A 21,988-nucleotide genomic window follows, 5' to 3' on the forward strand; every position below is an offset into this window, starting at 1 on the left:
TACAAAACATTGGCTTTAGCAGTGTTTTGGGAACAAGGTTTCTAAAGGTTTGGCCATCGTTTTTCGATCTAGAGCAGAGGCTTGAGTAGAATAATTTGGTACAAAAAAACCACGCAAAGCGTGGTTTTTTTGACGTTTTAAAACGGTTTTAATATTACTTGCTAGCGCGCTCTTCTAAAATTGCCACGGCAGGTAAAACTTTACCTTCAACAAATTCTAAAAATGCACCGCCACCGGTTGAGATATAAGAGATCTTATCGGCAAGTCCATATTTATCAATCGCAGCCAAGGTATCACCGCCGCCAGCGACCGAAAATGCATCGCTTTGCGCGATAGCTTGAGCTACGACTTCTGTACCTTTAGAGAAGTTGTCAAATTCAAATACGCCACAAGGACCATTCCATAAAATGGTTTTAGCGTTTTTCAAAATATCTGCCATTGCCTGCGCAGAATCAGGACCCAAATCCATAATCTCTTCGTTGTCTAAAACCGCATCAACAGGTTTTATTGTTGCTAGAGCCGTTTCTGAGAACTCGGTACCAATACGCACGTCTGTAACCGCAGGAATATCAAGATCATTCATTAGTTTCTGTGCTTGAGGAATTAGATCGGGTTCGTACAGAGACTTACCAACATTATAGCCACGAGCAGCAACAAATGTATTTGAAATACCGCCACCAACAATTAACTGGTCGCAAATTTTAGATAATGACTCTAATACCGTTAGTTTAGTTGATACTTTAGAACCGCCAACAACCGCAACAAGAGGTCTAGCTGGGTTATCAAGCGCTTTACCTAATGCTTCTAACTCACCTGCTAAAAGTGGGCCTGCACAAGCTGTAGGAGCAAATTTTGCTACACCATGGGTTGAACCTTGGGCACGGTGAGCCGTACCAAATGCATCCATAACAAAGACGTCACATAAAGCGGCATACTGCTGAGCAAGTTCATCTGAATTTTTCTTTTCGCCGACATTAAAACGAACGTTTTCAAGGACGACAACTTCGCCTTCATTAACAGTAACACCACTTAAATATTCTTTTTCCAAACGAACTGGCACTGATAAGTTTTGGTTTAAATACGTTACAACCGGTGCCATTGAATATTCATCTGCATATTCGCCCTCTGTTGGACGACCTAAATGAGACATTACAAGCACTTTTGCGCCCTTTTCCAATGCCAATTTAATCGTTGGGATAGAGGCGTCAATACGAACGGCTGAAGTCACTACGCCATCTTTAACAGGTACGTTTAGGTCTTGTCTGATAAGAACGGTTTTACCTTGCAGATCTAACTCTGCCATTTTCAAAACTGTCATGTTCGTTTCCTTAATAATGTAAAAACTAATAATTTAATAACTAATGATTTATATATTTTTTAATTCTGCAGTGGTGTCCAACATACGGTTAGCAAAGCCCCATTCGTTGTCACACCACACTAATAATTTAACCAATCGTTTGTGGCTTACCCGTGTTTGATTGCCATCAACAATGGCTGAATGCGGATCATGGTTAAAATCAATTGAAACAAGTGGTTCTTCGGTATAACCCAAAATACCAGAAAGACCATTTTGTTGTGCTGCCTGAATCGCTCCGTTTACCTGCATAATGTTAACGTCCGAATTTAACGTTAAACTAACATCCATTGCGGTCACATTAATCGTTGGAACGCGCACGGCAATTGCCTCAAAACGACCTGCAAATTTGGGCATTATGCGTTCAATACCCACTGCAAGCTTTGTATCAACTGGAATTATGCTTTGACTCGCAGCTCGTGTGCGGCGTAAGTCATCGTGATAGGCGTCGATAACTTGCTGGTCATGCATTGACGAATGTATGGTCGTAATCGTGCCACTGTCGACACCAAATGCGTCGTCTATCGCTTGAATAACGGGGACAACGCAGTTTGTTGTACATGAACCATTGGAGATCACATTGTGTTCCGCCGTTAACGTATGATGGTTAACACCATAAATTATTGTGTTGTCTACATCTGGATCCGCAGGGTGCGAATAGATGACTTTTTAGCACCAGCTTTAATGTGGGCTTGACCATGTGCTTGGCTGTGATAAACGCCAGTGCAGTCGAGAACCACGTCAACTTGTAATTCACGCCACGGTAAGTCGGCAAGTTCTTCTTCATGCAATAGTTTTATATTATTGCCAGCCACCGCCATCGTTGAATTTTCGGTTAACGCTACGTCAAAACCAAAACGACCATGGGAGGTATCGTATTTTAATAAATGGGCAATACCTTCTGGTTTTGCCAATTCGTTAATCGCAACAATTTCAATTTCATCGTCGCGTCCGGTTTCAAACAATGCTCGCAATACGTTACGACCAATCCGACCAAAACCATTTAATGCCACCCTTATTTTATTAGGTTGCCCATCGATAGGATCGGTATTCAAAGTCCTAGCGTTTGTTGGGCTAGTCTTTAATGGTTGGTTAGACATAATACTCAGGTTTGTTCGATACCACTTGCATGACACAAATATTATTTACTAACTTTAAAAGTAAATAATAAAAATAAAAAAGCGGGCATATCATACCCGCTTTATTTTATTTGTTAAGTGTTCTGTATTAGAGCGCTTTAACCTTACTAACAACATTTTCGACTGTAAAACCGAAGTGTTTAAGTAATGCGCCACCATGAGCAGATTCACCAAATGTGCTCATGCCAACAACATCACCGCCAAAACCAACATATTTAGTCCAGAAGTCAACGTGAGCCGCTTCAATCGCAACACGTTTAGTCACGGCTGCAGGTAATACTGACTCTTTATATTCAGCATCTTGGGCGTCATATAAATTAGTACAAGGCATAGAAACAACGCGTGCTGCGATGCCATCGGATTTTAATGCCGCCGCCGATTGCACAGCCAAATCAACTTCAGAGCCTGTCGCAATTAAAATAACATCTGGCGTACCATCTGTATCAACTAGGATGTAACCACCTTTAGCAATATCAGCAACTTGCTGTTCAGTTCGCGATTGTGCCGCTAAACCTTGACGTGAGAAAACTAATGCAGAAGGACCTTCTTGGTATTCTACAGCTTCTTTCCAAGCTATTACTGACTCAGTACCATCTGCTGGTCTCCAAGTACGTAAATTTGGCGTTAGACGTAAATTTGCAACCTGTTCAATTGGCTGATGCGTAGGTCCATCTTCGCCTTGACCGATTGAGTCGTGGGTATATACAAAAATGTTTTGAATGCCCATAAGTGCTGACATGCGAACCGCATTTCGGGCGTATTCCATGAACATTAAGAATGTCGCGCCGTAATTAATGAAACCGCCATGCAATGAAATACCATTCATGATCCCGCTCATTCCAAATTCACGCACACCGTAATAAATGTAGTTACCAGCGGCATCATCTTGGATCCCTTTCGAACCAGACCATAACGTTAAGTTTGAACCCGCTAAGTCGGCGGAGCCGCCTAACATTTCAGGTAAAAGCGGACCAAATGTTTCAATTGTGTTTTGCGATGCTTTACGTGAAGCGACATTTTCAGATTTGTTCTGAGTCTCCAGCGCATAGGCATATGCTTTTTCAGAAAAATCTTCTGGCAGTTCACCAAGAATGACACGACGCTCAAATTCAGCGGCTAATTCTGGATGAGCGTTTTTATACGCAACAAATTTTTCATTCCATTCGTTTTCAGATTGTGTTCCAGCTTCTTTTGCATCCCAAGCAGCATAAACATCAGCAGGCACTTCAAATGGTGCATGTGGCCAGTTCAACATTTCACGAGTAGCAGCAATTTCTTCGGCACCTAGAGGCGCACCGTGACAGTTATGTGTACCTTGTTTATTTGGAGAACCAAAACCAATCGTTGTTTTACAGCAGATCATAGACGGCTTGTCAGTAACCGATTTTGCTTCTGCAATTGCATTTGCGATAGCAACAGGGTCGTGTCCATCGACATCGGCAATTACATGCCAGCCGTACGCTTTAAAACGTGCTGGTGTATCATCACTAAACCAACCTTCAACGTGTCCGTCAATTGAAATACCATTGTCATCCCAAAATGCAACAAGTTTTCCTAGACCTAAAGTACCAGCAAGAGAACACGCTTCATGAGAAATGCCTTCCATTAAACAGCCGTCGCCTAAGAAACAGTAAGTAAAGTGATCTACGATGTCATGACCTTCACGGTTAAACTGCGCCGCTAGCGTTTTTTCAGCAATTGCCATTCCGACAGCATTTGATACGCCAGCGCCTAGCGGGCCAGTCGTCGTTTCAACACCTTGGTGTATAACCATATTCAGGGTGGCCCGGAGTTTTAGAATGTAACTGACGGAAGTTTTTCAACTCACCAATTGGCAAGTCATAACCAGAAAGATGTAATAAAGAATAAATCAACATCGAACCGTGGCCATTAGACAACACAAAGCGATCTCGGTCAGCCCAATTTGGATTGGTCGGATTGTGTTTTAAAAAGTCACGCCATAATACTTCAGCGATGTCGGCCATCCCCATAGGTGCGCTCTGGGTGTCCAGAGTTGGCCTGTTGAACCGCGTCCATACTTAATGCTCGAATAGCATTCGCTAAATTTCTTTTCGACGTCATGTTATTACCTGTTATTTTATAATTTTTGATAAAAGTGGTGAAGTTGCCCTATTTGACCTAAAAATGAAAAGTAAAGCAATCACTCTACGGGATTAATTTAAAATCATAAAACGACAATTAATAACGATAATTTCTAACGAAACTGAAAAAACAGTACTAATTACTATTTTAGTCCCATTTTGTTCGTTTTATTATTCGGACCAAACCGCAAATTCGTTGCCATTTGGGTCTAGGAAATGAAACCGTTTACCGCCTGAGAATTCAAAAACGTCTTTGCAAATAGTGCCACCAGCGGCTACAACCTTTTGTTCAGTCTTTGGTAGTGACTCGCTGTAAAAAACGATAAGTGCCGCGCCATTCTGTGTTTTTGAATTAAGATCTGACTGATAAAAGCCGCCATCAAGTCCTGCTTCAGGACCAAACGCTATGTACTCTTGACCATAGTCAGTAAACGTCCAATTAAACACTTGGGTAAAAATTGTTTGGTTGCGGACAGATCTGTTGCCGGAAATTCCACATAATTTATTGTCTCTTGTTTCATCTATCTGCCCTTTTTGATTTATACTAGCGCCATTATTTACAGTAACTAAAAGCACCATAGAATATTTATGATCAATCCTACATTACCGCTTGTTGATTTGCATCGCCACCTCGATGGCAATATTGCGCCAAAAACAGTTTGGGAACTTGCCCAACTTCATAACATTACTTTACCAGCTGAGTCTTTAGAGCAATTTGCACCTATGGCTCAAATTCAAGGGCAAACCTCAGATTTAATGGCGTTTTTGACAAAATTGGATTATGGCGTGTCCGTATTGGCCGATTACGACAGTGTATATCGAGTTGCTCGCGAAAATGTATTTGATGCATTAGATCAGGGATTAGATTACGTAGAGTTGCGTTTTTCACCTTATTATATGGCAAAAACTCACAACCTAGACCCGCAAAAAGTCGTTGAAGTAGTAATAGATGCAACACAAACGGCGAGTCAAGAAACCGGTGTGGAAACGAACCTCATTGGCATATTAAGTCGCACATTTGGAGTTGAGGCATGTACGATTGAGCTCAATGCATTATTAGCACATAAAGAACATATTGTTGCGTTGGATTTAGCCGGAGATGAAATTTCTTTTCCAGCGCAATTGTTTGTAAACCACTTTAAACAAGCCCGCGATGCTGGATTACAAATAACGGTACACGCTGGTGAAGCTGACGGTCCAATAAGTATTTGGAATGCAATTAACTTATTAGGCGCAACGAGAATTGGGCACGGCGTCGCAGCAACTCAAGATCCTAAGTTAATGGCTTATCTTGCGACCAACAATATTGCGATTGAGTCATGCCCAACGTCTAATTATCAAACGGCAACAATTAACGATATTCGTAAGCACCCTTTAAAACAATTTTTAGATGCTGGCATTACCGTGTGTTTGAACACTGACGATCCAGCTATTTCTAATATCACGTTAGCCCACGAATACGATTTGGTTAAAAACATACTTGGCTTGACCAATCAAGAAATCGAACAGGTTCAAAAAATGGAGTTGAAGCGGCGTTTATGGATGCCCAACAACGCCAACGATTGTATGCCAAAGTAGCAGCACGAGATTAGGCCAGCTCGGTCAAGTACAAGCTACTCTTTTATTTTGACACTAAATTGGCTGTTTTGAATTTTAAACAGCCAATATTGAAACAAACCAAGCGCCAATAAAAAGAAGCCAGCCGACATATAAATCGGTAACGTAGAATCAAACATCAATAAAATACCACCAACGATTGAAGCAAAAACATTTGCCAAACAAAATGTCATCGTTAACAACCCCATCGTTGCACCATGCCCTGAACTAGGTTCATTTTCACTGACATAAACGGGCAACATACCATTAAATATGGCGATTAATATGCCGCACATTGCAAATAACAAATGGGTTTGGAGCCCTTCTGAACTTGGCACTATTAATAAGGCACAAGCCAATAACGCCATGGCAAAACGCATTGGAGCGGTTAAGCCGAACTGTTTTTGAAAATACGTTACTAACAACACAGATGATAACGTCATAAATAGTGTCATATTGGTGGTGGCTAAGCCGATATCGAGAGACCCATAATCTTGCTTATCGACGAGCCAAATTGGGTAAAATTCATAAAAAAGATTAATCGCTAAGGTATAGATAAAATAAGCGTAAAATAACTTTCTTATCCATTGGCTTCTTAACAAATAAAACGAATTTTCTTGTCGTACCGCCTGCCAAACAGATAATTTACTGGCATAACTCACAATTCGGGTTTCTTGTAAAAAGGCGGTGACTAAGACATAACAAACAAACGCACCAAAAGCCGCGGCCAGCATCGCATAATACGATTCAACCTCGGCTAAAAGTCCACCAATCAGCGGGCCAAGCAACCATCCGAGAAAAACGGCACTATTGATTAATGATATTGCAGCCGTTTTTGATTGCGCAGACTTTTCGTCTCCTGTCTCACCAATGTCCAACGCAATAGCACGTGCAATTGCGACATTGCCTTCCGTGATCCCTGTTAAAAATCGACTGACCAGCAATAATAGATAATTTTGTTCCATCAGTGCATAAGCAGATACCCAATAGCCGATAAAACATATAATGAGTGTTTGGCCCAGAACTTTTTACGCCCAAATCGATCAGATAAGGCTCCAATAAAACTGCTTCCGATAAAAATACCGAGTGGATAAACCGCGATAATGATGGTCAACAAGATATTACCAGAAAGCCCGGCATATTGGTTTAACGCCGTAGGCTCAGCCCCAATAAATAAAGGCGTTAAAACAGGGTACGGTAGCGATATCCCCATGCTAGCAAGTAAAGTAACGCAAAGTGCAACTAGCAACTTCTTATTTAGGATCATGCTGAATGTAACCGCTTAGTAATTTCAAAATTAACAACCTGGTGCCCTTGGTACAAATCAGTTCCAAGGTTGGTAAACCCTAGATTAGCCAAAATACTGAGCGAACCAGAATTGTCGGGCATTGCCATTGCAATAACTTTGGGTAACTTTAATGTTTCAAAACCATATTCTAAACATGCCTTGGCCGCTTCCATGCCCAAACCTTGCCCCCAATATTGAGGCAACAACCGATAGCCAAGGTCGGGTAGTTGCTTCTCCTCCAAAAACTTAAGGCCACAGAAACCAATTACTTTATTATCTTTCTTATGAACAATGGCATATCGACCATAACCGTATTTTTCATAATCTGAGAACCAAACTTGAGTGATAACATTTTTAGCGTCGTCTAACGTTTGCACATTACCCGCATCGCCAGTGTATTTAGTGACTAACGGATCAGAACTAAATTCCAATACCGCGGGTGCGTCAGATAAGGTAAAATGGCGGAAACCTAGCCTAGGTGTTTCAATCAATAACATTAAATATTGCCTTGCATATTTTTGATTTTATTCTAATAATCATAATACCAAGCATCTAAACTCAATCCATTTATTTCTTTAAATTGGTGGTGATTTCTATTTCGACTGGGTCAAAATAAAAATGGATTTAACACATTCTTTGCAAGCTGCATTAGTGATAGAACACCAAGCATTAGCGCAAAGTCACATCAAATACTCTTTATTAAATCTTGGATTTAAATCCATCGAGTTTGCAGATCGCGCCACCATGGCGATAAAAGCATTGCATAAGTCACATTTTGATCTAATCCTCTGTGCCTACGATTTAAATCGAGGCGCCGATGGATATCAGTTATTTGAGCGAATAATAGAAGAAGGCCTGTTAAAATCCACTACTGCATTTGTTTTTATGAGTTCAGAAAATGATCTTCCTTTAAGCCAAAGTATTATTGAATTAAAACCTGACGATTTCATACTGAAGCCTTTCACTGCCAAAGAACTTGAATTGCGTTTAAAACGTATCTTAAGCAAAAAACTGACATTACGACCTGTATTTGAAGCTATCGATGACGATGAGTTTGACGGTGCCCTGAATTTACTTAACGAACAACTAGCCAAAAATGCAAAACCCAAATGGGTCCCTTATTTGTTGAAACTAAAAGGGAATTGATCACTGCCAAACAAGACTGGCATGACGCAGAAGTGTTCTACCAAAAAGTGCTATCAATCAAAGAATATGCTCTGGGCCAATATTGGATTAGTGAATAGTTTACTCAATCAAAACAAAGTTAAGCTCGCCGAAGACAAGCTAAAGTATCTTGTCACCAATCCAGCGACGCGTCTTGCGGCTCTGGATATTCTAACTAAGATCTGCAAAAACAAATTCGATTTTGAAGAAGCCATTAACCATTTGAAAAACGCTGCGACAATCGCTCCGCGCAATGTTAATAGGCAACAAGATGTAATTTCTCTGGCCCGCATAACTCATGACTTTGAAACCCAATTTAATGCCTCAAATAAAATAGTCGAGTACATTAAAAACTCAGTCCATGACACCCCAGATGCCTATTTAGGCGCAGTGCGTTCAACTATTGACTACGGTTTGACGTCACTTAATGATGATGAAATTAAGAGCTTGGCTCAGACCGGCGAATCTATTCTTCGTCAATTGAAAAAACAATTTCCCGACACGCCTTTAAACGACCAGATCCGAGTCGCAAAAGCACGAATTTATAATATGAGTAATGACAAAGAGAATGCCAAAAAGCTCATACAAGAAAATATGGAGGACGAAAATTACTTAGTTGATGATTTAGAAGATGCTCTAGATAAAGCTAAAGCATTCCATGAACTTGGTTTTCATGCAAATTCTGAAAAGCTATTTGAATTGATCGCCACCGAATGTAAAACCCAAAGTAAAGATGAAGTATTTAATCAATATATTGATAAAGAAAAACAGTTAAGAATTGAAATAAAAGAGTCGCCAAAAGTACTTAATAACAAAGCGGTTCAGCTATATACCCGCGGGAATTATCAAGCCGCATTAAACGCGTTTTTGTCGGCTTTTAAGGTGATGCCCAAAAACCCTTCTATTTCGTTAAATTTATTACAAACCGTTGTAGATTGTAATTATCAAGAATCACATCCTGAAGAAGCTGATGAGATTGTTACTAAGTGTTTAAAAAACTTGAATGCAACTGACCTAAACAAAGAGCAAATTTCTCGACTAGAGGTTTATTTAGAAAAACTCAAAAAACCTGACTAGCAAATAGAGCTTAGTTTCATAAATTTTTGAAATCGGTCTATTGCTCAAGCCAATGGGTGAAAAAACGTTTTATCCGTTTTGATTTCCACCAATACCAACATAAATAAACACCACTAATAAATTGTACGACCTGCATTGGATGAATATAAATCGCACGATTGATGATACTCATTAACTGTAATAACAAGTCGAGTAAAAATGCAATGAGCAGAAACACTCTCAGTTGTTTCCAAACAGCTTGATACCAACCTTTAGAGACTTGCTTTTTCATACTAAAAAGAAAAAGGTCACCATAGCCGGTAATCCAATTAACAAAGTAATAACAAATAAAGAATGATCTGGATAAAACAGAGAGAGAATAAAGCTTCGGTCTTCGCTGTAAGTCAGGCTTATCGCCCAGAATACATACGCTCTGAGCAAATACAAAATTGTTAAATTAAAACCGAGGGGGACTTGGATTTTTCCATCTAAGTCAAAATCTTGCGACAACATTTCTGGATGTCCTAGGGCAAATTACCCGAAATTGATATACCCCATTAATGGGTATTATTTCAAAAGGTTCAATGCCTGAAAGTCAGAAAAGTTAGCTTGAGCTTGTAACGCAATGGCAACTTGGCTTTGAATACCATTAGCGGTTTGGTCACTAACAGCCTTTGCATAGTCGGTGTCAACAATTTGACTACGGCTCGATTGGCTGTTGATATTTTGGTTTGTTAGATTACTAATACTGGATTCAACACGATTTTGAAAAGCCCCAATGGAACCACGGCTTGAATCTACTTGTTCACGAAACGATTGTGCGGCACCTATTGCCGCCTGCGCGCCAGCTTGTGTTGTGACATCGATATCACCAAGAGATTGATTGCTAACACCAAGTTCTATTGTTTGGTTAGAATTTGCCCCAACTTGAAATTCAACTGAGGAGCCAAATACCTGCTTGTCACCAAACCGAGTGTTTGAATAAACATCTTCTACGTGGCCCTGTAATTGGGTAATTTCCTGTTGAATTGCTTTTCTATCACTCGGCGACAGCGTGCCATTTGCAGCTTGGATTGAAAGTTCTTCAATACGAAATGCAGCGTCAGAAACACTGCTTAAAGCGCCCTCAGCTACCTGTGCATAAGAAACACTATCGTTCGCATTCCTAATCGCTTGGTTTTGACCATTAATTTGAGATGTTAATCGGTTAGCTAACTGTAATCCAGCCGCATCGTCCTGAGCTTTTTGGACTTTCAGTCCAGAGGACAGTTGCTCGAAGATCTTCTTTTGCTGCTGCTCAATAACAGACAACGAATTTGAGTTGTTAAAACTACTACCAGCCCCAATTCTCATAATCACTTCCCACCAAGCTAACAAACTTAACAGTCAGTATACGACAACAATTTTAATTTGCCATTAATCTGTACACAATTAAGGAATTTCCCTACCTTTAATAAAGATGTCTGCTATATAAAATTAAAAATTTAAGAAAATAGGTTAGTAACCGATATAAATATCACTAAGCTTTAACTAATACCGCTAAAATTAAACCTTCTTAACGATTTAATTTGAAGTTGGTATCCTAATTGCTAGAACTATTTGCTTAGATTAAGCTGTATCAAGATTATTTGGAGTTTCTAATGGCAAGACTATCAATAAAAAAATATCAAGACATGAAGATAAACAGCGCTAAAAACGCTGACCCATATGAACTTGTTCAAATGGTGTTCAAGGCAATTCTTGGTAAACTTACGGCAGCGACAGTTTGCATTGAGCAAAACAAAATAGCCGACAAAGGGCAATTAATTTCCGAAAGCATAACACTAATCACCTCACTCGCTGAAAGTCTGGATATGGAAAAAGGCGGTGATATTTCGCAAAACTTAAGCGCACTATATGAATTCTGCACATCTTACTTAGTGCAGGCGAATAGTGAAAACGATATTGCCAAAGTCAACGAAGTGCATACCATCATCACAAATATAAAAGAAGCTTGGGACAGTATCCCTAAGCAAGCTCGCGACGAGCATTTAGAGCAACGCGCCGCAGTAGGCTAACAATCCTCTCCTAATATCTTGTTTTATAACTATGTTTGGTTGAAGTTTAGACATTTGAGCTAGATCCAACCAAGCATATTTGCAACCAAGTCACATTTACGTTACAACAAACATAACCATGTTGACGCTTAGTCAATTACGGGTTTGTCTATTCTGGAGAGACCAATGACAAATCATGAAGTTGAAGCACAATGCAATCAATTAATTCTGCAAATCGAACAGATTAATATAAAACTGAACGAGGCTAAATTTAGCCTTGAAACCGATGATGAAATTGACAATACAGAATTGATCAAACAGCGTCAGCACCTTCTTGAAAACCTGTTTTCAACAGACCACTCTTCGTGGTTACAAAACAATGAGTCGAAGCTGTTAGCAATTAAAAAAGAAGTTGATCAGACAACGGCTAAATACCAAGATTGGCTTGAGACAGTAAAAAGCCAATTGTTAAAAAACCAAAAATCAAAAAAAGGCCTTAAAGTTTATAAGAATATTCTTTAGTGGCCTAAAAATTGGATAACAATTTGTATCCTGAGTTCGACTCTTAAATAGAAGATGAATGTTATGTTTGATAATAAAACCATTTTAATTACCGGTGGCACAGGCTCTTTTGGTAAAAAGTATACTGAAACGCTATTAAGACTTTACCGTCCAAAAAAATAATCATCTTCTCTAGGGACGAGTTAAAGCAATTTGAAATGCAGCAAACCTACAATGACTCCTGCATGCGTTATTTTATTGGCGACGTACGAGATAAAGAAAGATTAAATATGGCTATGCGTGGGGTCGATTATGTCATTCATGCAGCGGCTTTGAAGCAAGTTCCAGCGGCCGAATATAACCCGATGGAATGCATTAAAACCAATATCAACGGCGCTGAAAACGTCATTCATGCGGCCTTACATAATCAGGTTAAAAAGTCATTGCGTTGTCAACCGACAAAGCCGCAAGTCCGATAAATCTATATGGCGCCACAAAGCTCGCTTCAGATAAATTATTTGTCGCGGCAAACAACATTTCGGGTTCTCAAGACACTCAATTTTCAGTCGTCCGTTACGGCAACGTGGTGGGTTCTCGCGGTTCTGTTGTGCCATTTTTCAAAAAGTTAATCGCCGAACAAACCGACCATTTACCTATTACCCATTTAGAAATGACTCGTTTTTGGATAACTCTCCAACAAGGTGTTGATTTTGTATTAAAAAACTTTGCAAGAATGTCAGGTGGAGAAATTTTTATTCCTAAAATTCCGTCAATTAAGTTGACCGAATTGGCAAAGGCCATTGCTCCTGATATCCCGATCAAAGAGATAGGTATTCGACTAAGGTGAAAAATTACACGAAGTTATGTGTCCACAAGACGACAGTTACCATACCTTTGAATTTGAAGACCACTTTGTCATAGGGCCAACAATTCGTTTTTACAGTCGTTCAAATGACTTCTCCACCAATCAATTAGGTGAGACAGGCAAACCTGTTGAACATGGATTTGAGTACAACTCATTAACCAATGAAGACTTTTTGAATGTAGAACAGATTGCACAATTAAATGAAAGTTTAGGTATATGATCTCCTACGGTAAACAACACATTGAACAGGCTGATATAGATGCCGTTATCGACGTACTAAAGTCAGATTTTTTAACGCAAGGACCTGCGGTAGCTGCTTTTGAAAGTGCATTTGCAAGCTATACAGGTAGCACGTATTGCGTAGCTGTTAATAGCGGCACATCGGCACTTCATATGGCATGTAACGCACTTGGTGTTGAACAAGGTAGCCTTGTTTGGACTACACCAATTTCTTTTGCCGCGTCTGCCAATTGCGCCTTATATTGCGGTGCTACCGTAGACTTTGTGGACATTGAGCTTAATACCGGTCTTATGTGTTTAGACACACTCGAACGTAAATTGTTAAAGGCAAAGCAAAATTGTGATTTGCCGAATGTGGTCATTCCGGTCCACTACGCAGGCCAAAGCGTTGATATGGCAAAACTTAGAGCACTGGCTGACGAGTTTGGATTTAGCATTATTGAAGATGCTTGTCATGCTACTGGGGCTAAGTATAACAATGAACCCGTAGGCAACTGCCAATATTCAGACATAAGCGTATTTAGTTTTCACCCCGTTAAAAATATGACGACTGCAGAAGGTGGCGCCGCAACGACAAACAACGCCACAATAGCGCAAAGTATGCAGCAGTTTCGTACGCACGGTATCACCAAGTCACCGGATGTAATGTTAGATAAAGATCCTGCGCCTTGGTATTACGAACAACATGATTTAGGTTTTAACTACCGTCTTTCAGATATCCATGCCGCCCTTGGAATTAGTCAATTGGCGCACTTAGATGACTTTATAGAAAAACGTAATCAAATAGCGGCTCATTACGACTCCCTTTTGAATCATCAACAAACGTTACGACGATTAAAACACATTCGTTTAATCGTTCAGGTTTTCACTTGTATCCTATTTTATTGAAAGACGAAGCAACCCGCAGAGAGGTTTACGATTCACTGCGTGCCAATGACGTAATTTGCTAAGGTTCATTATTTGCCCATTTACCAACTGCCCTATTACCAAAATCTAGGTTTTAAATCTGGTTACTGCCCAAATGCAGAATCATTTTACAAACGAGAGCTATCCATTCCAATTTTTGTCGATTTAACCTATGAACAACAAGAACTTGTTGTGTCTCTAATAAAGCAGGCGATATCGTGAAAATTGCAGTGATCCCAGCCCGCGGAGGCAGTAAACGGATTCCGAAAAAAACATCAAGTTATTTGACGGATTGCCTATTATTGCATATTCGATAAAAGCGGCGATAGAATCCAAACTCTTCGACCGTGTTGTCGTTTCGACAGACAATCAAGAAATAGCGGATGTTGCTTTGAAGTACGGCGCTTCTGTTCCATTTCTGCGCCCTGATGATTTATCTGACGACTTTACGGGTACTAGACAAATTGCGAATCATTGTCGCCTTTGGTATGAAAAACAAGGTATTGACGTAACTTACACCTGTTGCCTTTACGCCACAGCCCCTTTTGTTACATCAGCTGATCTCACTTCATCGTTTCATCAATTATCGACAACTGCAGATAAACATTATTGTGTTGCCGTCACTGAATTTGAATACCCGCCACAGCGAGGATTTACCATTGATTCAGGCGCTCCAGAAATGATAATGCCACAGCACCTTGACACTCGTTCGCAAGACTTGCCCTCTGTTTTCCACGACGCTGGGCAGTTTTATTGGACCAAAGTCACACCTGAATGGAAAGACGAATCGATGCTGGCCTCTGCACTTACACTGCCATTTTGTTTACCTCGGTATCAAGTTCAAGACATTGATACTCAAGATGATTGGGTAAGAGCTGAAGCAATGTTCCAAGCTCTGAAAACCATTAAACGAGTTTAAATTGGCTAACAAACATGTCTTATTTAGGTTTGACGTTGGCGGTAACGTTGGTGCCGGTCACTTTGTCCGTTGTCAACTTATCGCTAGGCAACTAGTCAACTCAGGTATTACTTGCTTAGCGGTGATCAGTGCTGATTCAGAAATTCCAAACATTAATGAAAACTCAGCATTTACTAAAACGTTAACATTAACAAACCCTGACGATGGCAAAGAGCTAACTGAGATTTGTCATGCATTACAGATTACGACTCTCTTTATTGATCACTATCATTGTGACTATGATTACCAAAAGAAGTTATTAGAAGCCGACGTAAAATGGGGCCAATTTGACTATTTTTGCTCCGGCCATTATCTAGGACAGTTTGTCGTAAATATTAATCCTAGCCGCACTGCTGAAGATTATAGGCATTGTATTTTAGGGCAAAAGACCGAGATTTTATGCGGACTTTATTATGTGGTTATCCGCGAACAGTTTTGTCAGTTACCCCTCAGCGACTTACCTTCTCGAGACAACTCTCACGGCGCGACGGTTTTTGTTAGCTTTGGTGCCGGCACAACGGCCCCATTTGTCCTAGATTTATTGCAAACGATGCAAAAATCAAAAGCGGTAAAAAATTCATTTTTTGACGACCTCACTCAATAGCCAGTTGCCAAAATTAAAACAGATCATTGACGATAAAAAGTGTCAAATTTGGGTTGACCATAGTGATGTCGCAACACTTTTAGGTGAGTGTCATTATGGCGTCATCAGTTGCGGAACAATGAGTTACGAATTGGCAAAATTAGGTGTGCCTTTTACCGCTGGCTATTTAGCCGATAATCAAAAAGTTTTACTTGCTGGATGGCAACAAAGCGGATTAATTGATAGCGTAGGATTTTGGCCAGATGTTGATTTAAAACAACTGCTTTTTGATTTACAAAAAATCTGGCGAATATCGAATTATTAACAAAACGAAGTCAAAAGCTACGTTTGGCTGTTGACGGCTTAGGTGCTCAACGAATTGCGGAAAAACTAATTTCAATATGACTTTTAATATTGCAGCTGTCTTGCCTGAGTTTGAAACTCAATTAATTGGCGACATCGGCCAACTCAAAAATGTAAAACAAACGGCATTTGCTCTGGAGCAATACCCCGTTTTCTATCGCTTTGGCAACCGGTCCAAAATACTTTAAACAAGCTCTAGCAAACCCAAATATAATTGCCATCATAACAACCCAGATATTTTCTGAAGAAACGCATAATAAAACGGTGATTAAAACGGCCAATGCCGATGAGTTATTCCATGTGATCCATAATCGTTTTCCACCTGTGATAAACAATACAAAAGCTTATATCGGCGAAAACTGCAAGATATCACCCCAAGCGACCATTGAAGACAATGTCCGGATTGGTAACAATTGCCATATCGAAGCCGGCGCCTATATTGGCAGTAATACAGTGATAGAAGATGATTGTTACATCGGGCCAAATGCCACGATTGGCACGCAAGCACTGTTAAGTAAAAAATTAATGGACAGAACCGCCATATTGAACATTTTGGTGGTGTACTGATAAAAACAGGCTGTGCCGTTCATGCCAGTAGTAACATATCAAAAGCGGTTTACAGCAATCATATGACACATATCGGCGCTCACTGCCAATTGGGTATCCAAGTGAATGTATCCCATGACGCCTATCTTGCAGATAACTGTATATTAAGTGGCAACGTTTCAATTACTGGCCGCGCAAAACTAGCGGAAAATGTGTGGGTTGGGACGGGGTCAACAATATCAAACTGGGTCGTGGTAGGCGCAAATGCACTTATTCGCGCTGGCAGTGTCGTGATACAGGATGTTGGTGAAAACCAAGATGTTTCCGGTAACTTTGCAAGTCCACATGTTAAACGACTAAAACAACACATCGAGCAAACTCATGCTAAATAAATCGATTAATGTCAACGGTAGGGAAATTAATGAGCAGGCTTCGCCGTATATCATTGCGGAAATATCCGGCAATCATAAAGGCGATAAAGAGCGAATGTTCCACTTGATGCGCGAAGCTGCTAAAGCCGGTTTTGACGCAGTCAAAATCCAAGTATTTAACGCCGATGATATGACGTTAGATAAACACGACGATGAATTTGTTATCTCATCTGGCCTTTGGCAAGGACGTTCTCTATATGATGTCTATCAAGAAGCAGCGACTCCAGAAAGCTGGTTTGACGAATTATTTGCCGTTGCCCGTGAAGAAAACATAACCCTCTTCCCATCTATTTTTTCAGAACGTGGCCTTGCCTTGATGGAGCAGTATCATTGCCCGATCTACAAAATTGCGTCATTTGAAGCAATGGATATCCCGCTGATTGAAAAAGTTGTTGCCACTGGAAAACCCGTCATTATTTCAACCGGGATCATTGACGACAATCAAATAGACGATCTTTTTACACACATTCCTAATGCCAAAGAACTTATTTTATTGCATTGCATTAGTAACTACCCAGCTCCGGTAGAGAGCTTTAATTTGTCTACAATGACCGACATTAAACATCGATTTAACTGCTTAACGGGATTGTCTGACCACAGTGTCGGCAATACGGCGGCTGTTGTCGCGACTGCTCTCGGTGCAGTCGCTATCGAAAAACACATCACGGTTGATCAAAATGATGGGGCCATCGATTCTGAATTCTCGCTACCGATTGCCGAATTTAAACGCTTTATACAAGATATTCGAAATAGTCATGACAGTTTAGGACAAGTTGATTATTCTAGTACTTCACCTAGGAAGAACTATCGTTCCCTTTATGTAGTAACTAATATGAAAAAGGGCGATACGATTACCTACGACAATGTAAAAAGCATTCGCCCCGGTCATGGTCTAGCGCCCAAACATTTAGATGAAGTTATAGGCCAACCTGTTAATCAAGCGATTCAGCGCGGTACACCTTTAGATTGGTCGCATATCAAAAGCTAACATAAAGCCCGGTATGATTTGTGCTTAACTTAATCTACTGCAAATGCTTTATTTGCATGATGAATCAGAGCGACTCTAATAACAATTACGTTCCCGCTATCAAATAAGCTCTAGCGGCGTTTATCAATAATTGCAAACGATAATCAAATAAATAAAACCGAGTTTAAGTCCAAACTTGGTTCGACAGAAAATTAAGGATGTTCCATGCCATTTCAAACCGAATTGCAGGATTTAGTAAAACAAGTCAACCCAGAGCTCAATTTCTATAGCAGTTTGATGAACGTCAATCGTGATTCAATCAAACCGATATTTCTTTATCATGTACCTAAAACTGGTGGCTTAAGTTTTCAAACGGCAATTGAGTGGGCGCGCTTAAACCTTATAACCGCACTTAAACTTAAAGGCATAGACAACCCATTACCTCTTGTTGCTCGTACTGCAAATCCAAATGAACTTAAAAATTTAAATCATAATTTTTTCTATTTACTCAGTACCCATTTACCTTATGGCTCACATTTTTTGCCCAAAACGAGCGACTTTGAATTAATGTGCATTTTCAGAGATCCAATAGATAGAATCAGCTCGGCATTCAGCTACCAATGTATGCGCCAAAATATTATTCCTACGCAGGAAAATTTCATCAAGTTTTTCCGTAATCCAGAAAACATAAACCGGTTCTGCAAACAATTACACCCGAATGCGATTAACGAAGAAGTTGAAGATAGTAAGGCGGTGATAAAAAATCTAGATGAAAACTTCTCTACGGTAGTGACCTTAGATACATTACATGATGCCATAGAATACTATTTATCTTTGTTTAACTTACCGAATGTTTTGCAAAAAGAACGAACCGAACATTAAAGCAATTCAAAATCGATACGACGCAATTTACAGACGAAATTAATGAACTGAACGAAGAAGATTTGCTCCTTTATCAAGATGTTAAAAGTAATAGCAAAATTCCGGAATTAAAAGACCAAGAAAGCAACGCCATCAACAATATAACTTCAATTATATTTGAGCAACAATCTACAAAAAAGGTGGCAACTCGAGGCATACCGATTGAAACAAAAGGATTTCAAAAGAAGATGCAAAAGATAGTTAATAATTCATTAACGCCATTCGATTTGATGTTAATGAATTTTCCACAAATTATTGGTGAACAGGAAGGCATTAATAAATAGAAAATACATAACTTGATATGTAGCGTGACAGCAGGTTGAATCCTGCTGCTGCGCTTTATTCATACGAAAGTAAATCTACGGCTTTTAGTTTTTCAACATAACCATATAATTCTGCAAATGGTACATTTATGATTTCTGCTATGTCCAACAAGCTGAGTTTGCCGTCACAATAAGAGATCATGTTCATCATATTTCGAACCGTCGCAGCTGAGCCTTTAACACTCATGTTTGGATAAAGCCCGCGTTTTCCTAATTGCGGCTCGCCTAACACTAACATTTTTGGCGTACCGTTTAGCTCTAGTATTTGCAACGACTTGATAACTGCATCAGCGCCACCCGCTAACCCTTGCGGAGAAATAAAATCTAAGTTATCCAAAGACGTATGATATTGAGGATAAGCGCCATATTTACTGCGCATTATTGTTGCTATCGGTAAATCGACACCAGGCGCACAATATTGTCGTTCGTCACTGCCCCGTTGAAGCCATGTATATTGTTTGTAGTCCGGTGCAATGTGATGCATGACATGTTTCACGATACGGTCAGACAAGGTGTCTCCGGCGCGGGATGGCAAATAGGAATAAGCATTGTCATCACCAATGCAAGTTAGATTGAACCCAGCAAAAACGTGTTGCTGCAAATGTGCAAGGTGTTGACTTAAATACGTAATCGAGCCGATTGTTTCTGGTATAAAAACAATTCGATAGGTGTATTTTAAGCTTTTTTGTTGCATTAGCCATTGGCACACTGCGGCTGTAACTGTCGGCCCTGATAGCTCATTATTTCCCATCGAAGGATGGCAAACATAGGTAGATATAAAAACCTCTTGTTCCGATTTACCTGGTAAAATAAGCTCTGCGTAATTAAGAACACCTGGTTTTATTTCAGAGTCAATTACCACCTGATATTCACTAGGGGTTAAAGCATCCCGTTGCTCTTGAGCTAAACAAAATCCCCAACGTTTAGAATAATAACTGGTCACATATGGAATCGCATCGGGTTGCTCCGGTAGAGAATACAAATGTGGTTGTAATTGTTCTAACGTTAACGTTTCGTTTGTCGGAATTGAATAACCAACGATATGAAGGTTGTTATCTTTAAAATCAACAACCTTTTGGCCATCAGGACCCAAAATATAGGCATCTTTAATTTGCCACTCATCTGGTACCGTCCAGTCAAATACCTGCGTGCCAGATGGCACAGCATGTATTGTCAAACCTAGCAGCAAATCTTGCAAATAAGTTAGTGTTTGTCGGGTACCCGGGCCGGTAATACTTCGACAAATCGGAAATAAGTCTTGGCACCATTTATAAATTTTTTGCCCTAGCGCATCAATGTCGGCACCTGACAACATAATTACTTCCCGCCGTGAAAGACTTCTAACGTGTCGGCTCTGAGACCTAATCGCAATGTTTCCAGCGAAATAACGTCTTCAAGCGCAATATTTCCCATATTCACATTTGCGCCATATTGCTTTAATAACCAGACTTGTTGTGATTTTTGCGGTGCTTCAAAAATAAGATCGGCAAGCGTAAGCCCAGACTCAAAAATATCATCAACCAAGCCCATTCTAATTTCGCCATCACCTCGGTAAAGTCCGCTAGTGCCACTTTCTCGGCCTTCCAAAATAACTAAGGATGCGCCGGCTGCACGTTCACTTTTAATCTGCCTTACCCATTTACTTGGTGACATTATGACGGTTTCGTCTTTACTTCCCACTTCAGAATAAACGGTAAAGTCTTTAGCTAACTTTTCGATTATTGCGCCCTTTTCCTTTTCAGGAATTTCAATTGCACCGTCTGAAATTTCAATAATTTTCAAGCCTTGGTCTTTAACGTAGGCAATAAATTCGTCTATCTTATTTGTCATATAAGCATATTCAAATAAAGTTCCACCTAAGCAAATTTCAACGTCGTAGCTTCGATATAACGCCAACTTTTCAGCTAAATTTTGAGTCACTAGGCTAGTTCCCCAGCCGAGCTTAACGACATCAACAAACTGACTTCCTGTATCTAAAATACCTTTGATATGTTCTAAACCATATCCTTTATCGAGTAAATTGGTACGGCCAATCGGTCTTGGTTTTGCTTGTCTAAATTCTATAAGACTCATAATGCCTCTCTCATTCGTTTGCCCTAACTAGGGTGTTTCCTTGAAACAATGGTTTAAACTATCTTATTTGCCAAAATAACAAGATTTATTCATTTTTAACTTGTTACGCTACAGGACAACTTAGTTATCAGTGAAGAAAGCAATTATCGCACCTACTTTTCTTAATCTTCTCTAAATGTAATTTTTGGTACGGTAAGTGCTACACCTATTTCAATTAATATACTAAATCGATATGTGGTCTTCGTTATAAATCAACGAGTATGCCATTAGGTTTCTACACCAGTTGTTTATAACAATGAACCATATTTAGTTTACCGAGTTCACCTTGGTATTATAAACTTAGTTTTACGCCAATTATGAAGTTTAATCATTTAGTATCAGATAGTTAAATTAAAAAATAGTACTATACGTTAGATTAAAACATTCAACTGCGTAATTTGACTATAAAATGTGTCAACTAAAACTCAGTAATTTAATTAATTAGTAAAGCCCCAGTAAACATATAAACTATTGTATAAAAAGATGATAAACCAACTAATGGCAATTAACTCGTTAAATCTTTAGCTTTATCGATAA

21 protein-coding genes and 6 pseudogenes are annotated in these 21,988 nt (G+C 39.7%); 15 read left to right on the top strand and 12 right to left on the bottom strand.

Annotated elements, in window-relative coordinates; all coding sequences use genetic code 11:
• Positions 1–154: 154 nt before the first annotated feature.
• From PN838_RS05065 to PN838_RS05080, 4 genes and pseudogenes are all read right to left on the bottom strand, one after another.
• Positions 155–1,318 (bottom strand): phosphoglycerate kinase, encoded by a 1,164-nt coding sequence (locus PN838_RS05065; RefSeq protein WP_272179930.1) that lies wholly within the window; start codon positions 1,316–1,318, stop codon positions 155–157.
• Positions 1,319–1,366: 48 nt separating this feature from the next.
• Positions 1,367–2,373: pseudogene (gene epd, locus PN838_RS05070) on the bottom strand (erythrose-4-phosphate dehydrogenase).
• A 208-nt stretch (positions 2,374–2,581) separates the two neighbouring features.
• A pseudogene (gene tkt, locus PN838_RS05075) lies at positions 2,582–4,575 on the bottom strand (transketolase).
• 191 nt (positions 4,576–4,766) lie between these two features.
• Positions 4,767–5,116, bottom strand: a pseudogene (locus tag PN838_RS05080) (VOC family protein).
• 67 nt (positions 5,117–5,183) lie between these two features.
• Here PN838_RS05080 and add point away from each other — a divergent pair.
• A pseudogene (gene add, locus PN838_RS05085) lies at positions 5,184–6,187 on the top strand (adenosine deaminase).
• A gap of 21 nt (positions 6,188–6,208) precedes the next feature.
• Here the strand turns inward: add and PN838_RS05090 are convergent.
• From PN838_RS05090 to PN838_RS05100, 3 genes are read right to left on the bottom strand one after another with little or no spacing between them, the layout of a single operon-like run.
• Entirely contained in the window at positions 6,209–7,156 is a 948-nt protein-coding gene (locus PN838_RS05090; protein WP_272179931.1) for an MFS transporter, read from the bottom strand.
• Positions 7,156–7,458, bottom strand: a complete 303-nt coding sequence (locus PN838_RS05095) for an MFS transporter (protein ID WP_272179932.1) — start codon at positions 7,456–7,458, stop codon at positions 7,156–7,158. The genes PN838_RS05090 and PN838_RS05095 overlap by 1 nt, the downstream gene beginning before the upstream one ends.
• Positions 7,455–7,976 (bottom strand): GNAT family N-acetyltransferase, encoded by a 522-nt coding sequence (locus tag PN838_RS05100; RefSeq protein ID WP_215962130.1) that lies wholly within the window; start codon positions 7,974–7,976, stop codon positions 7,455–7,457. The genes PN838_RS05095 and PN838_RS05100 overlap by 4 nt, the downstream gene beginning before the upstream one ends.
• A 121-nt stretch (positions 7,977–8,097) precedes the next feature.
• On the opposite strand from PN838_RS05100, the gene PN838_RS05105 reads away from it, so the two are divergent.
• Both PN838_RS05105 and PN838_RS05110 read left to right on the top strand, forming a co-directional pair.
• Entirely contained in the window at positions 8,098–8,625 is a 528-nt protein-coding gene (locus PN838_RS05105) for a response regulator (RefSeq protein WP_272179933.1), read from the top strand.
• Between the two features lie 66 nt (positions 8,626–8,691).
• Complete coding sequence (locus tag PN838_RS05110; protein WP_272179934.1) at positions 8,692–9,720, top strand: hypothetical protein; 1,029 nt, start codon at positions 8,692–8,694, stop codon at positions 9,718–9,720.
• Between the two features lie 37 nt (positions 9,721–9,757).
• Here PN838_RS05110 and PN838_RS05115 read toward each other — a convergent pair whose 3' ends face one another.
• From PN838_RS05115 to PN838_RS05125, 3 genes are read right to left on the bottom strand one after another with little or no spacing between them, the layout of a single operon-like run.
• Complete coding sequence (locus PN838_RS05115; RefSeq protein ID WP_272179935.1) at positions 9,758–9,991, bottom strand: DUF2919 family protein; 234 nt, start codon at positions 9,989–9,991, stop codon at positions 9,758–9,760.
• A complete protein-coding gene (locus PN838_RS05120) occupies positions 9,988–10,212 on the bottom strand; it encodes a DUF2919 family protein (protein ID WP_272179936.1) in 225 nt (74 codons plus the stop codon). Before PN838_RS05120 ends, PN838_RS05115 begins: the two co-directional genes overlap by 4 nt.
• Positions 10,213–10,266: 54 nt before the next feature.
• Positions 10,267–11,052 carry a flagellin N-terminal helical domain-containing protein gene (locus PN838_RS05125; RefSeq protein ID WP_215962133.1) on the bottom strand — a complete coding sequence of 262 codons (786 nt, stop codon included), beginning with the start codon at positions 11,050–11,052 and terminating at the stop codon, positions 10,267–10,269.
• Positions 11,053–11,339: 287 nt separating this feature from the next.
• On the opposite strand from PN838_RS05125, the gene fliS reads away from it, so the two are divergent.
• From fliS to PN838_RS05185, 12 genes and pseudogenes are all read left to right on the top strand, one after another.
• Complete coding sequence (fliS, locus tag PN838_RS05130; RefSeq protein WP_215962134.1) at positions 11,340–11,756, top strand: flagellar export chaperone FliS; 417 nt, start codon at positions 11,340–11,342, stop codon at positions 11,754–11,756.
• 165 nt (positions 11,757–11,921) lie between these two features.
• The gene (locus PN838_RS05135) at positions 11,922–12,257 is read left to right on the top strand and encodes a hypothetical protein (protein ID WP_272179937.1); all 336 of its coding nucleotides are present in this window, start codon (positions 11,922–11,924) and stop codon (positions 12,255–12,257) included.
• 63 nt (positions 12,258–12,320) lie between these two features.
• Positions 12,321–13,321: pseudogene (pseB, locus tag PN838_RS05140) on the top strand (UDP-N-acetylglucosamine 4,6-dehydratase (inverting)).
• Positions 13,318–14,469: pseudogene (pseC, locus tag PN838_RS05145) on the top strand (UDP-4-amino-4,6-dideoxy-N-acetyl-beta-L-altrosamine transaminase). The pseudogenes pseB and pseC overlap by 4 nt, the downstream one beginning before the upstream one ends.
• Positions 14,470–14,539: 70 nt before the next feature.
• On the top strand, positions 14,540–15,166 hold the full coding sequence (gene pseF / locus PN838_RS05150) for a pseudaminic acid cytidylyltransferase (RefSeq protein ID WP_334313282.1): 627 nt from the start codon (positions 14,540–14,542) through the stop codon (positions 15,164–15,166).
• A gap of 1 nt (position 15,167) precedes the next feature.
• Positions 15,168–15,809, top strand: a complete 642-nt coding sequence (locus PN838_RS05155; RefSeq protein WP_272179938.1) for a hypothetical protein — start codon at positions 15,168–15,170, stop codon at positions 15,807–15,809.
• A gap of 4 nt (positions 15,810–15,813) precedes the next feature.
• The gene (locus PN838_RS05160; RefSeq protein WP_272179939.1) at positions 15,814–16,113 is read left to right on the top strand and encodes a hypothetical protein; all 300 of its coding nucleotides are present in this window, start codon (positions 15,814–15,816) and stop codon (positions 16,111–16,113) included.
• A 167-nt stretch (positions 16,114–16,280) separates the two neighbouring features.
• The gene (locus PN838_RS05165; RefSeq protein WP_272179940.1) at positions 16,281–16,718 is read left to right on the top strand and encodes a DapH/DapD/GlmU-related protein; all 438 of its coding nucleotides are present in this window, start codon (positions 16,281–16,283) and stop codon (positions 16,716–16,718) included.
• 62 nt (positions 16,719–16,780) lie between these two features.
• Positions 16,781–17,089 carry an LbetaH domain-containing protein gene (locus tag PN838_RS05170; RefSeq protein ID WP_272179941.1) on the top strand — a complete coding sequence of 103 codons (309 nt, stop codon included), beginning with the start codon at positions 16,781–16,783 and terminating at the stop codon, positions 17,087–17,089.
• Positions 17,079–18,116 carry a pseudaminic acid synthase gene (pseI, locus tag PN838_RS05175; protein WP_215962141.1) on the top strand — a complete coding sequence of 346 codons (1,038 nt, stop codon included), beginning with the start codon at positions 17,079–17,081 and terminating at the stop codon, positions 18,114–18,116. The genes PN838_RS05170 and pseI overlap by 11 nt, the downstream gene beginning before the upstream one ends.
• Positions 18,117–18,320: 204 nt before the next feature.
• Positions 18,321–18,977, top strand: coding sequence for a sulfotransferase family 2 domain-containing protein (locus tag PN838_RS05180; RefSeq protein WP_272179942.1), 657 nt, complete (start codon positions 18,321–18,323; stop codon positions 18,975–18,977).
• Between the two features lie 62 nt (positions 18,978–19,039).
• A complete protein-coding gene (locus PN838_RS05185) occupies positions 19,040–19,300 on the top strand; it encodes a hypothetical protein (protein WP_272179943.1) in 261 nt (86 codons plus the stop codon).
• 55 nt (positions 19,301–19,355) lie between these two features.
• On the opposite strand, the gene PN838_RS05190 is transcribed toward PN838_RS05185, so the two are convergent.
• Complete coding sequence (locus PN838_RS05190) at positions 19,356–20,654, bottom strand: DUF4910 domain-containing protein (RefSeq protein ID WP_272179944.1); 1,299 nt, start codon at positions 20,652–20,654, stop codon at positions 19,356–19,358.
• 2 nt (positions 20,655–20,656) lie between these two features.
• Positions 20,657–21,412, bottom strand: a complete 756-nt coding sequence (locus PN838_RS05195; RefSeq protein ID WP_272179945.1) for a phosphosulfolactate synthase — start codon at positions 21,410–21,412, stop codon at positions 20,657–20,659.
• Positions 21,413–21,988: the final 576 nt, after the last annotated feature.

Origin of the sequence: Psychrosphaera algicola, from assembly GCF_028401425.1 — a bacterium.
GTDB lineage: Bacteria > Pseudomonadota > Gammaproteobacteria > Enterobacterales > Alteromonadaceae > Psychrosphaera > Psychrosphaera algicola.